Origin of the sequence: Polaribacter sp. SA4-12 (assembly GCF_002163675.1) — a bacterium.
Lineage (GTDB): Bacteria > Bacteroidota > Bacteroidia > Flavobacteriales > Flavobacteriaceae > Polaribacter.
This window is the reverse complement of record NZ_CP019334.1, coordinates 2171393-2185042: the sequence shown is the minus strand read 5'-3', so window position 1 is coordinate 2185042 and position 13650 is coordinate 2171393. Positions and strand designations below refer to the sequence as shown.

The following is a 13650-nucleotide window of genomic DNA, read 5'->3' as shown; positions in this document are numbered from 1 at the left end:
TCCGCGAGGATTTTCGTAAGTAGGCTTTTACCAGCAATTTTTTTTACACGGTGTTGGCAATAGTTTTTAAAAAAATTCACTGTTTTTTCCAAACACTTCAATAACTTTATCTTTTCTAATGTTATAGTAGAAAAAAAGAAATCCACTATCATTTCCTTTGGTTAATGGTTTTGTTATGATTGTTTCAGCTTTAATTCTATTTGTAGTCAAATTTTTAATTTTAATTTTTATTTTTTTCGTTGGGTTATTTGATAAGTTTCCAAGATATACACCAATTCTTTCATTAGCTTCATAGTGTGTATTTATATCATTTATTTTGTCGTCTTTAGTCGAATTTTGAAACTGATAAACTTGTTTATTTTGTTTTAAGTCGTTTATATAACTTAACTCTAAAATAAAACCAATTTGTTCAAATTCAACTTCAACTGTAATTTCATATTTGTTTTTTTCCCTAATTTCATCTTCTGAACTACAGCTATATAGCAATGCTATAATTGTTAAGAAAATTATTGAATAAAAAGTGTTTACAATTTTTTGTCTATTTCCCATAATATTTTTTTTAGTAATTCTTTTGTTTCTTTCATTAAATAAAGTAAGAAATTTTCAGTTATCTCTATTTTGTTTCCTTTAATTAATACTTCTTTATTTAAAGTTATACTTTTAATTTTTTCATCTACTATTCCTCCTTTATGAGCAATATAGTTTCTTATTATTTTCTGTTGTTTAATTTTCGTAAAGTTAGGTTCTGAATTTTTAAAACTTATACTATATTTTTCTTTCAGTAATTTTTTGTAAATAACAAAATCATCTTTTCCTTTATACTCATTTTTATGTTTTAAATAATTAATATTCGGATTGTTGCATAAATCTGACAAGATATTTTCTAAAACAGAGAATATTAATAAACAAGAAGAATATCTTTTATGCGATTCTAAATCTTTAACTATTAATTCTCTATCAATTAAATAATCTTCAGCTTGTTCAATTTCTTTATTATCTATACTTTGAGATTTTATTTTATTCTTAAAAATTTCAAAATTGGACTTTATGTTTAATATTGATTTATTATCATATTTAATCATTTCAGTTAATGCCTCCAATTTTATGGATATTTCCCATTCTTTAGAGTATAATTCAGAATTCTTATAAAGTTTAATCTTTGAAAAATCTTTTCTCATTTTTATTTCTATTGGTTAATTATTGCCAACGTGGTTGTATATTGAAAGTTGCGTTTTAAGTGAACGGCTATTTTCCGAAGGAAAATGGACGTTTACAAAAATGCGACTAGTTTTGTAAAGCACTAATTTAGCAATTTTTACTATACGGTGTTGGGCATAGTTTTTATTCTATCAATTCCAATTTTATAAAAATCTCCATTAACCAAATTTTGTCTTTTCCGCTATTTTCGCAGTCGTTTAAATTTATTCCATATTTTTTTTCATCTATTTCATATTTAATTTCACCAATTTCTATTTCTAATACTTTATAAGTTTTAACGATATTTTCGGCGTTTTCATTTATTTCAGAAATAGAAATTATTTGTCCTTTTTTGAAATTGTTTATTTTACCTTTTCTTCCTTTTTCTTTAATATTATTTAAAACTTCCAAATCAGCAGTTGAGAAACAATTGCCATTTGAAATGTTAAAAATAAATCTGGGATAATATGGTAATTCATTTATTTCATTCATTATTTTAAAGTCTAATTTTATTTAAAAATAGGTGAAAAAGGAAAGACATCAAAAGAGTTGATTTTTTTTCCTTCGTTATTATATATTACGATAGATAAAGCTTGCCCATTTCCATTTGTTATTAGTCGGTATAAGTTTGAACTCGTTCCAAAAAGTAATGGTTTTTTTTCAGTTTTGCTAACAAAACCAGTTTTTGCATTATAAATACTGTTTCCTTTTTTAATTTTTAAATTGTATGGTTCTTCATATTTATTGAATCCAATAAAGGTTGAAGAATTTTCTGCAGAAAATATTGCAATTGCTCCTTTTTCAACTTTTATAAAAATATCTTCATCATTAAATTTATCTATTCCAAGGTATGTGTAATAATAATTTTTGAAATCTCCAAAATCATCTCTTTTAATTTCTTGTTCCCAATTGTCGTTTTTGAAATTTTGATTGTTTTGACTTTTAACCGAATTCGTGTAAATTAAAATTGTAAATAATAATAAAATTATATTTTTCATATTTTTTTCTTTCTGTTATTTCCTTTAATAGACTTATCGTTTCTTAAATTATGCCCAACTGGTTATATGCAATCAAAAGTATTGCATTTTGGTTATATCCTCCCGGATAATAAAAACTTTTCCTTTTCATTATCCATTCTTTTTATCTTTCTTAGAGCAACATCTAAAGGGTTTTGAATCTCCATTAAATCTTTTCGCTTCACATGTGTGTAAATCATTGTTGTTTCTGGTTTTGCATGGCCTAATAATGATTGTATATATCTAATGTCAACTCCGTTTTCTAATAAATGAGTAGCATAACTATGCCTTAATGTATGTGGTGTAACCGTTCTTTTTATTTGCGCTTTTGCACAACTCTTTCTTAAAAATTGTCGAACACTCTCTGCTGTGTATTTTCCTTTTTTTTGCCCTTCTACAAAATAAGTAACTGGTTTATAGGAATGGTAATAGTTAGATAAAAGTGGAATAAAACTATCTGCTAAACTAACATATCGATCTTTTCTTCCCTTTCCATTTTTTACAATAAGTTGTTTTCTTTCAATATGAAAATCGACTAATTTTAAATTAATTAGTTCGCTAATTCTTAACCCGCAAGAATAAATTAAAGCAATAATAGCTCTGTGTTTTAAGTTCTGTGTAGCGCTAATAATAGATAAAACTTCTTCTTGTGATAAAACATTAGGCAGTTTTCTATTCTTTTTTGGTCTTTCTAATATTAAGTTATTAATTTTTGTGTGCGGATGAAAAACGATAAATATTTTTAATGCACTAATAAATTGCCTTTGAGTACTAACTGAATATTTTCGTTCTAAAAACACTTTTTCAATAAAAAGTTCTACATCTCTATTCGAAAGTTCTGTTAATGGAGTTTCTGTATGAAAATTAACAAAATCTGCAACAAAAAAGGTATAAGTCTGTATAGTACTTTCGCTATATCTTTTTCCCCTTAGATAAAGGAAGAAATTATTTAATAGTTTTTTCTGATCCTCTGTTAGATTTCTTTTAAAAATTACTTTTTTTGAAATCTTATTAGTATTAATAGCCGTAATATCTTTAAAAGTATTTAAAATGATATCTAAATTCTCTTTTGAGTCTGGTATATACCAAGATTTTAATGTACTACTCCATAATGCTCCTTCAGTTTTTCTTAATAAACCTATAAGAGTATCGTTGTATTCAAACTTAAGAAGAAGTTGTGGTTTTCTTCGATGAACCTTTTGTTCTAAAAATATTTCAGGAAGTTTTATCAATTTTTTTCTTTTTAATAGCATTTAAATATATAGAAAAAAAATGAATGGTTGATAAAATTAAAAGTATTATTTTAAATAAATTGAATCATCGTAAACGATTTTACCTTTTAAACCTTAAAAAAGAGGTAAATAGATGATTTACTAGAACTTATAATCTGAATTTTATTGGTTCTAGTCAAGTTTTCGCTACAAAGTTTAACGCTAATTAAAAGAACGAATTGTGTCTCATAATTCGTTCTTTTATGCAATTAACCCCAAAAATTTATATTTTAACTTAATCAACCAAAGATATTTCTAAATAAACTGGCAAATGGTCAGAAATCATTCTAGCATTGGTTAAGTTCTTACATTCTTCAATAAAATCTACAATACCAGAATTTTCTTTTTTAATAATATTAGAATTATAGTAAATATTATCAATTGCGTAATTCGTGTAAGTCCCATTTTTACATGTTCGTTTTAAAGTTGTTGCTGTATTTTTAATGGCAGGTTTAAATCCCTTTTTGTATAAAGGATTCCATACATTATGTTTTTCATTCAAGTTAAAATCACCTAAAATAAAAATATTTTCTGTTTTTAATTTTTTAGGATATTTTTTAAAATGTACAATCTCCATTTCAGGGTTTCTATTATATACACGTGCATGAATATTGATAAAATAAAAGGAAGTTTTAGTTTTTTTAATTTCAAATTTGGCAATATAAGGCTCTCTTTCAATTACTTTTTCTAATGATGCGTCTAAAAAAGGCTTGTTTTTTAGGCTTAGTTTAGAAGTTTTCCAAATGTATGCATATCGTTCACTACTATAACTAGAAGAGCTTTTGGTAGGGTTACTTATACTGTAATCCCATTTACTACCAAGTCTATTTAATTCACTTACAATTTTTGCGATTGCCTGAGCACCTTTAGGATCTTTGGCAACTACTTCTTGTATGGCAATAACATCAAAATTGTTTATAATCTTTGCAATAAAACGTATTTCTTCATTGTTTTTAGTGCGTCCTAAATCTTGAATATTCCAAGTTAATATTTTTAAGTTGGAGGTCTTAGAAACTAAATTTAAGTTATTAAAGAGAGTTATTTTATTATTGTGAATACTAGATGCATTATAATTTATCGAAATACAAATTAAGAAAAGACCAATTAAAACTATCTTCTGATGAATCTGTTTGAATGCTGTTTTTTTTGAAGTGAATTTCAATGTATGAGTTTATATAAATATTAAAAGAAAGGAACACATTTATACCTGTCTAATTTTCTTATATTTATGTCAAAATCATAAGAGACAGAAAACTCGTGAATACCACCAGTGTTTAAGAGTTTTGTTGTGCTAAAATCATAAGAATAACCAAACCTAAACCCTTGCCATCTAAAACCTGCAAAAGTACTTATAGAACTTATTAAAGAATTATTTTCATTATTTTTTATTGGTGATGTAGCAGCAGTCAATCCAAAAGAAAACTGATCCTCAAAAACATATTGCGCACCAATATCTAACCGGTTAAAGCTCCCTTGTTTCATAAAATTAGAAAGTATATATACTTTACTTTTACTTGCGAACCAAGTTCTGTTGTTTTCTAAAAAAGGCAAATAATATTTTGCATGTACAGACCAAAAGACCTCTAAGGGTACATTGCCGTTTTCTGTTAAAGAAATATTGGGTTTATTCAAATGTTTTACTGTTAAACCAATCCAAGTATCTTCATTATTAAATAAAATAGAAGAATTAAAGTCGAAAAAATTTCTTTGTGATTTTAATAAAAGTGGATCTAAAGTAGAGGTGTTTATAGAATTATTATTTAAATTAATTTGATCTTCTAAAAGAATGTTTTGAAATCCGTAATTCTTCATTCCAAAACCTGCAGAAATACTAGGTCTAAAAAACCAAGTATCACTTATTTGAAATGCCATGGCAAAATTTAAGTTAACTTGATTAAAAGTATAAGATGTAGGGGTTTCAGTTTGGTTTAAGAAACTAACGCCAAGACCTGTTTTATAACCTTCAAACCAAGTATCAAAAAAAGCATAATTAGAAGTTGTTTTAAAAGCACTATTTCTCCATTGAGATCTAAACACAGAACCAACTTTTGTACTTCTAATTGCGCCAGTAAATGAAGAGCTTAATGTTTCTGGAACTAAAAAAGCTTGCGAAAAAATTACATCTTGTGAATAACTAGCTAAACTTGTAAAAACAAAAAAGAGGAGTATAATTTTCTTCATCTTATTTTAGTAGTGTTATAGGTGAAGTTTTTATAATTTCCTTTTTGTAAAAAGTAAGACCTTTAACAACCATAATATAGTTTCCGTTTTCTGCTGGTAATCCTTTTATAACACCATTCCAACCATTTAAATTGATGCCTTTTTCATAATAAACACTTGTTCCCCAAGTATCGTAAATTGTCATTTCTAATTCTATAAAACCTCTGTGAGAAGGCCTAATTGTTTCATTATAACCATCACCATTTGGTGTAAATGCATTTGGGTTTACTAATAGATAACCTTTTGTAATAATTACGGTTCGCTCTACAGTTTCTATACACCCAGCATCATATTCTATAGTTAAGATTACTTTAAATTCACCAACTTTATCATACGTATGTATTGGTTTTTCTTCTTTTACAATCGGACTTCCATCACCAAAATTCCAAGTAACTTTCGAGTATTCTCCTATAGATAAATTAGTAAATTGAATTGGGTCTTCTATTGATAATAAATCGTACTTATCTATTGCAAAAGCATGATATCTAAACTCTGGTATTCCAATTGTTGGTACATTTATGATAATAGATTTTGTAGCTATACAACCTTTGTTATCAGTAATTATTAATGTGTAAGAGCCATTTTGTGAGGTAGTCATAATAGAATTATCAAGTCCAGAAGTTGTGCCAGCAGACCAAGTGTACGTGTATGGTAAATATCCACCAGTTACATTTGCTTCAATTTGTTTGCTTACGTATTTTACAACGCAATCTGTTATGGTGGTTTCTAGAAAAGAAATATTTATAGGATCCTGTCTAAAAATATTAAATTGTCTGTTTACATTACATCCATTTGCATCCGTAATTTCTACAGAATAATCTCCAGGAGGAATATTTTCTAAATCCTCAGTAGTTTCATTTGTGCTCCATAAAAAGGAATAGGGTTTAGAGCCTCCAGAAATTTCTAAATCGATACTACCACTATTAACTATGCTACAATCTATGGCGTCTATAACTGTACTAGAAATACCAATTGCTGGCGGGTTTGTAAATATAAAAGTTTCTTCTATTGGACATTGATTTACATCGCTATCTAAAATAACAACAGTATAAGTGCCAGCTGAAAGATTATTTCTTTGAACTCCTGCACTGGCATCATCGCTCCAAGTGATAGAAGTAGGAGAAATTCCACCTGTTAAATTAAGGTCTATAGAACCATCATTTGCGCCATTACAAGAGATAGGAGAAACAACAGGGTCAATAAAAAATATAGGTTGCTCAATAATTATAGATACTTGTTCAATACAATTATTTTTATCTATAATAGTAGCAATGTATGTATCTGCGGATAAGTTAGATTGCGAAAATCCGTTTGCTAAATTGCTCCAAGATATTTTATATGGGGCAACTCCTCCAGTTACAGTTACAGTAATTGCTCCATCTGTTTCTCCATAACAAGTTACATCCGTTTTTGTGTAGTTTATTTTAATTTCTGCGGATTGATTTATGATAAATGTAGCATTTGTAGTACAACCCAAACTATCTGTAACGGCTAATGTATAAGTACCTGCACTTAAATTGCTGATGTTTTTTGATGAACTTGTAAATCCTTTTGGACCAGACCAACTATATAAATAATCGAAAACACCTGGTGATATTTCAATCTTTGTACCTCCAGAAACATTCATTTCTACAGCACCAGTTGCATCACCAAAACATAAAATATCTTGTTTAAAAACTGTTGCTATTTTTAATCCTTCTGGTTCTGTAAGTACAATATTTGTTGAAGTTGTACAGTTATTTTTATCGGTAATTTCTAACGTATAATTTCCAGCAGTTAATACATTTTGATTTTCTGCATTTTGTACAATTCCACTACCATTAGTAGTTGTCCAATTATAAGTGTATGGCAAAGTTCCACCAGAAATAGTAACTTCTATTTCTCCATCATTTCCGTTGAAACAAGAAATGTTTTTTTCTAAATCTTTAGCGATTGCTAAAACTGTAGGTTGTGTTATATTGAATTCTTCAGTAAAAGTAAAACCACTTTTGTCTTCTATTGTTATTGTATAAAGACCGATTTCTAAATTTGTAATAGTTGCATTGGTTGATGTAAATCCGTTAGGACCAATCCAAGAAATTAAGTAAGGACTCCCTGTTTCAAAAGGAATTCCTCCATCAATATTTGTTGAAACTGAACCATCATTAGATTCAAAACAACTATTATTAACAACTATTGCATTCGAATTTATACTTGGGTTTACGGTAACTTCTAAAGCAAAAGAGCTTCCATCACATTTTGTAGTTGCAGGAGTAATTATATAGGTAACTATTATAGGTAAAGTTCCTGTGTTTTCTAAAGTTTGACTTATTTGGTCTTGTGGTGTTGTTTCCGCAGAAGTTCCTAAAATTGAACCAGTAGGATTAAAATTAGGAGCAGACCAAGTATATTTTGTTCCATTTGGCACTACGTTTCCAGCAATTGAATTTGGATCGAAATTAAAAGTTGCTTCACTATAAATTGTGATTTCTGCGGAGTTAATTACAGGAATTTCATTGACAATTACACTAGCAGCATCAGAAATAATTTCTGAACATCCACCAGAGGTGAAAGAAATAATAGCATAATAATAAGTTGTTCCAACAGTGTTTGTTGGAGGGTTGTATGTCGTATTTGTTTCACCAGAAATAGCAGTTCCAGTTGAAACGTCATCAACAGTATTCGAAAACCATTGATACGTTGCAGTTCCTGTTCCGTTTTTGTATGCAACTTCCAGTTCAGTAGCAGTTTCATCTAAACAAATTTCTGAAGAAATGGGTTGTTTTAAAAAAGTAGGAGCAGTGTTTACAATTAATTTAGAAACATCACTTGTTATAGAACAATCTGCTTCTGGTTGCGATACCATTACATAATAATAAAACGTACCAACATTAGCTGTGTTTGGAGTTAATTTTATTGAAACTTCACCAACAATTAGAGTTCCACCAGAATTGCTATTCGTGTTGTTTTGATACCACTGATATGTTTTCGCTGAGGTTGTTCCACCAGAAACAGTTATAGTTAAATTTTCAGGAATTGAACTCTGACATAATTCTTGATTAACAATTGGCTGCGTATCAATAACAGGATCTAAAATAACTTCAATTTGAAAAATAGCACTATTGGCGGAAGAACAACCGTTTCCGTCTAAAGAGATTTCAGCATAAAAATAAAAATTACCAGCAGTTGAAAATGAAGATGGTGTATATTTTGAGTTTGTTGCTCCACTAATAATTGTTCCTCCAGAATTAGAATTTGTAGTATTTGAAAACCATTGATATGTTGCATTTCCTGTTCCACCAGAAAAACTAACTTCGAGTTCATTTGCGATTCCACCAATACATACAATTTGTGCAACAGCAACAGGATTTACCGTTAATTGTGGTGAAATTTCAACCTTAGCCGTATTTGATAAAATTTGAGAACATCCACCAGAAGAAAAAGAGATTTCTAAATAATAGTAAGTAATTCCGATAACAGAAGTTGGTGGATTATAATTTGCATTTATGGCACCTGTAATTTTAATTCCTCCAGAATTAGTATCAGTTGTATTTGAAAACCATTGATATGCAGGTGCTCCAACTCCGTTTTTGTAAGCCACTTCTAATAGAACTGCTACACCGTCTAAACAAACTTCTGAAGCAATTGGTTGTGTAGTAATTATTGGAGCTTCATTTACTATTAATTTTGAAACTTCACTTGTAACTGAACAACCAGATTCCGATTGAGTAATTATTACATAATAATTAAATATACCAACATCATTAGTATCAGGTGTGTACATATTAGAATTTGCACCAACTTCTACTGTTCCAGTTGCTGAGTTTTTATACCATTGATAGTCTTTTAAAGAAGTTGTTCCGCCAGAGACTGTCACCATTAAATCTATTGGAGTTGTACCTTGACATAGTTCTTGAACTCCAATTGGTTGTGTATCAATAATAGCATCTGGAACAACTTCAATTTGAAAAACATTACTATTTGCAGAAGAACAACCATTTCCTTCTAAAGAAATTTTAGCATAAAAATAAAAATTACCAGTAGCTGAAAAAGAAGAAGTTGTATATTTTGATTTTGTTTCACCAGTAATAATCGTTCCGCCAGAGTTAGAATTTGTTGTATTTAAAAACCATTGATATGTTGCATTTCCTGTTCCACCAGAAAAACTAACTTCGAGTTCATTTGCGGTTCCACCAATACATACAATTTGAGCATCAGCAACAGGATTTACAGTTAATTGTGGTGAAATTTCAACTTTAGCCGTATTTGAAAAAATTTGCGAACATCCACCAGTAGAAAATGAGATTTCTACATAATAAAATGTAGTTCCAATATTATTTGTTGGTGGATTGTAAGAATCTGTTTGAGCACCTGTAATTGCAGTTCCACCAGAATTAGAGTTTGTTGTATTAGAAAACCATTGATATGCTGCGGTTCCTGTTCCATTTTGATAAGCAACTTCTAAAAGTGTTGCTGTTCCGTCTAAACAAATCTCAGAAGAAATAGGTTGTTTTGTAAATACCGGAGCTTCATTCACTTTTACAACTGAAACTTCACTTTCTACACTACATCCAGATTCGGCTTGAGAAACTACAACATAATAATACAAAGAACCAATAGCAGTTGTTGATGGTGTATATGTGGCTGAAGTGGCGTTTAAAATTGCAGAACTACCATCAGTAGCGCTATCTGTATTTACATACCATTGATATGTTTTATCAGTTGTAGATCCTCCAGAAACCGTAACTGTTAAATCTTTAGGAGTTGCATTTTGACATAATTCTTGAGTTGTAATTGCTTGTGCATCAATAACAGGGTCTAGAAGAATATCAATTTGAAAAACTTCACTATTTGCAGAATTACATCCAATACCATCTAAAGAAACTTCTACATAATAGTAAAAAGTTCCTGCAGATGATAATCCTATTGGAGTGTAAGTTGAATTTGTTGCTCCGTCTACTAAATTTCCTCCAGTATTTGTATTTGAGTTATTTTTATACCATTGATAAGAAGGGCTTCCTGTTCCATTAATATAAGAAACCTCCATTTCATCAGCAGAACCACCAACACAAAATACTTGATTTAGAGCAGTAGAATTAATTATTAATTGCTTATTTACAATAACACTCGCTGTTTCAGAAAAAATTTCTGAACATCCACCAGAGCTAAAAGAAATTTTTACATAATAGTAAATAATCCCTTCTATATTTGTTGTTGGTTGATACGTTTTATTTGTGGCTCCAGTAATTTCAGTTCCGTTTGTACTATTATCAATAGTGTTTTTAAACCATTGATATGTAGCACTTCCTACTCCGTTTTTATAATCGACTTCTAAAAGTGTTGCCGTTCCATTTAAACAGACTACAGATGAATTAGGTTGGGTTGTTACTTCTGGGGAAGGGTTTATAGTTATTGTAAATTCTACCGGATTTCCTTCACAAATTCCTAGTTTTGGAACAGCAATGTATTTAATTGTGCCAGCAGTATTACCATTATTTATTATGGTTTGAACAGGAATTGTATTCGCTGCTCCATTTGATGTAAAACCTGTAATATTTGCACTTGCAGTTGCTGACCAAGAATAATTAGTACTTGGGTTGTTTGATGTTAATATAATTTCAGTTGTATTTTGACCAGAACAAATATTTTGATTAAAATCTGAGTTTGTAATTGTTGGTGTTTCAAATATTTCAAATTCTTCAGTAGCAGTATTAGAAATACCACAATCATTTGTAACTTCTAATGTTATTGTATGAATTCCTGCAGTTGTGTATTCAATATTACCAGGGTTTAATGTAGTTGCACTTGCTGGTGTACCTCCGGTAAAAGTCCAATTATAAGTTAGTGCACTTGTGTTTGTAGTACAATTTTCTATGGTTGCTGTAGGATTAATTGTTGTGCTTCCACAAGCATCATCAATATTATTAACACTAACAGTTGGTGGTTTTTTTACATCAATTGTTTTTGTAGTTGTTTCAGTGCCACAACCAGTTGTTACTCTTTGAATTATTGTATATTTTCCAGAATTTTTGAATAAAAATTGAGGGTTTTCTGAAGTTTCAGTTGTGCCGTTTGTGAAATCCCAATCAGAAGAGGTTCCGCAATTTAAAGAAGCATAAGAAACCGACCATTTATAGGTTGGTTCGCTACATAAATCAGTTTTGTCTGTAGTATTTGTTGCTGCAACAGCAAAAGGAATACAACCTTCATCATTATCAACAGAAAAAATTGGTATTATTTCTGGCTCTATACAGATTGTTTTTGTGGATACTTTGGGGCCACATTTACTTTCAATTGATAAAGATACTTCATAAGTTCCTGCTGTAATATAAGTGTGTTGTATATCATTTAAATTATTTACAGAGAAAAATTTTCTAATTGTTCCATCACCAAAATCCCAAATAACATCTGCATTTTTAGAACATCCAGATTCATCACCAAGTGTAGATTTATTTCGAAAAGAAATACTTGTATTTACACAAGATTTATCAATTGTTTCGAACTCTGCTTTTGAAGACTCTAAAATCACAATATTATCAACTGTAAATGTAGTAGTAGCACAGGCATTTTGAACAGATAAAGTGGCAATAAATTCGCCATTCAATTCAGAACAGCTCCCTCTTTCATAATTATGGCTAATGTTATTTTCAGCTTGTACTTCAGCTTGAGTGTAAGTTTTGTTTGGAGTGTTATCACCAAAATCAATAGTATAAGTTGTGTCAGAAGAATTTTGTTCATAGTTGGTTATAGGGAAAATTAATTCTGAATTTCCTAAGCATAAATTACTTGTATTTCCAGGACTGGCTAAACCACCTGCAGGATTACTAACATTTTTTACTTCGTAAGATACTTCATTAACACATCCATTAGAACCTGTAGCTTTAATTTTGATACTATAAATACCAATATTTATGTAGGTGTGTTTGGCAGGAAAAGTAGCTGATGAGGAGGTGTTTCCATCTCCCCAATTTATAAAAAATGAACCTACACAACTGTTGTTTGAAATATTTTCAACGGATACTTCATAATTTGAGCTAGAAGCTGAAGCATTATCACAATTGCTAAATATGTTACTTCTTGTTTTTTCATCTCTAAATGCAATATCTGGCTTCTCTTTAACCTGAATTGTTTTTGTTTTAAATGAAGAACAACCATTTACATCTGTAACAGTTAGTTTTACTGAAAAAGGTTTTGTATTACACCCTAAAGCTTCAAAAGTATGTGTTGGGTTTGTACTTGTAGAGGCTTTTCCGTTTCCAAAATCCCATTTGTAAGTTAACGCTCCAACTCCTGAAACGTTACTTGTAAAAGTTACAGATTCACCAGAACAGGCTTCATCATTATTAAAAGTAAAATCAACTATTGGTAGCGCATTTACTTTTATTGTTTCTTCTTGGTCATTAATATCTATATTTTGAACAGGGTTACTACTATCTTTTATATTTATTAATTTATATGTAAAATTACCAACAGTGGTTCCGTCTAAAGTAATTGTTATAGCGTTACCAGATGTGGTTGTGATTTCTGGTTGCAGATTATTATTTAATTCATAAGTAAAAGTGTAAGGTGAAGTACCTTTTTCTGCTTCAAAAGTAATACTTGTAGACTCACCTTTACAGACTTCTGAATTACTAGCGGTAATAGTTGCAGTAATGCTTTCAAAAAAGGTATTTTTTATATAATTATTTATATTGCTCTGTGAACTAAAAAGCAAACTACTTATAAGTACAATAGTTGTAAGTACAATGCTATTTTTAATTTTTGGGGGTAAAATATTTTTCAGCTTCATATTTATATATGAACACCACTTAGAGGTAAAAGATGATATGTAATAATATCAAATTTTTAAAAAAAGGATGTAATTTTTTAATTTTCAATTTCTTTCAGTTTCAAAGATAACTAAACCTATTTATAAGTGATTTAAAAATTTGACTTTTAAATGTTTACTGAACAATACCCGTATTTTA

Annotated in this window: 8 protein-coding genes; all 8 read right to left on the bottom strand. The window is 29.4% G+C overall.

What is annotated here, in order from left to right; all coding sequences use genetic code 11:
- Positions 1–66: 66 nt before the first annotated feature.
- Positions 67–549 (bottom strand): hypothetical protein, encoded by a 483-nt coding sequence (locus BTO07_RS09455; RefSeq protein ID WP_087520992.1) that lies wholly within the window; start codon positions 547–549, stop codon positions 67–69.
- On the bottom strand, positions 525–1178 hold the full coding sequence (locus tag BTO07_RS09450) for a hypothetical protein (protein WP_087520991.1): 654 nt from the start codon (positions 1176–1178) through the stop codon (positions 525–527). The genes BTO07_RS09455 and BTO07_RS09450 overlap by 25 nt, the downstream gene beginning before the upstream one ends.
- 163 nt (positions 1179–1341) lie before the next feature.
- Positions 1342–1689, bottom strand: coding sequence for a hypothetical protein (locus BTO07_RS09445; protein ID WP_087520990.1), 348 nt, complete (start codon positions 1687–1689; stop codon positions 1342–1344).
- A 17-nt stretch (positions 1690–1706) separates the two neighbouring features.
- Positions 1707–2195 (bottom strand): hypothetical protein, encoded by a 489-nt coding sequence (locus tag BTO07_RS09440; protein WP_087520989.1) that lies wholly within the window; start codon positions 2193–2195, stop codon positions 1707–1709.
- Positions 2196–2287: 92 nt separating this feature from the next.
- Positions 2288–3445, bottom strand: a complete 1158-nt coding sequence (xerA, locus tag BTO07_RS09435; protein WP_087522598.1) for a site-specific tyrosine recombinase/integron integrase — start codon at positions 3443–3445, stop codon at positions 2288–2290.
- 274 nt (positions 3446–3719) lie between these two features.
- Complete coding sequence (locus tag BTO07_RS09430; RefSeq protein ID WP_087520988.1) at positions 3720–4646, bottom strand: endonuclease/exonuclease/phosphatase family protein; 927 nt, start codon at positions 4644–4646, stop codon at positions 3720–3722.
- A 20-nt stretch (positions 4647–4666) separates the two neighbouring features.
- The gene (locus BTO07_RS09425; RefSeq protein ID WP_087520987.1) at positions 4667–5665 is read right to left on the bottom strand and encodes a PorP/SprF family type IX secretion system membrane protein; all 999 of its coding nucleotides are present in this window, start codon (positions 5663–5665) and stop codon (positions 4667–4669) included.
- Position 5666: 1 nt separating this feature from the next.
- Positions 5667–13472 carry a PKD domain-containing protein gene (locus BTO07_RS09420; RefSeq protein WP_087520986.1) on the bottom strand — a complete coding sequence of 2602 codons (7806 nt, stop codon included), beginning with the start codon at positions 13470–13472 and terminating at the stop codon, positions 5667–5669.
- Between the last annotated feature and the right edge of the window lie 178 nt (positions 13473–13650).

Excerpts from the sequence above, each read along its gene's own strand:
- BTO07_RS09455 (WP_087520992.1), bottom strand. The coding sequence starts at position 549 with ATGGGAAATAGACAAAAAATTGTAAACACTTTTTATTCAATAATTTTC.
- BTO07_RS09450 (WP_087520991.1), bottom strand. The coding sequence starts at position 1,178 with ATGAGAAAAGATTTTTCAAAGATTAAACTTTATAAGAATTCTGAATTA.
- BTO07_RS09445 (WP_087520990.1), bottom strand. The coding sequence starts at position 1,689 with ATGAATGAAATAAATGAATTACCATATTATCCCAGATTTATTTTTAAC.
- BTO07_RS09440 (WP_087520989.1), bottom strand. The coding sequence starts at position 2,195 with ATGAAAAATATAATTTTATTATTATTTACAATTTTAATTTACACGAAT.
- BTO07_RS09425 (WP_087520987.1), bottom strand. The coding sequence starts at position 5,665 with ATGAAGAAAATTATACTCCTCTTTTTTGTTTTTACAAGTTTAGCTAGT.
- BTO07_RS09420 (WP_087520986.1), bottom strand. The coding sequence starts at position 13,472 with ATGAAGCTGAAAAATATTTTACCCCCAAAAATTAAAAATAGCATTGTA.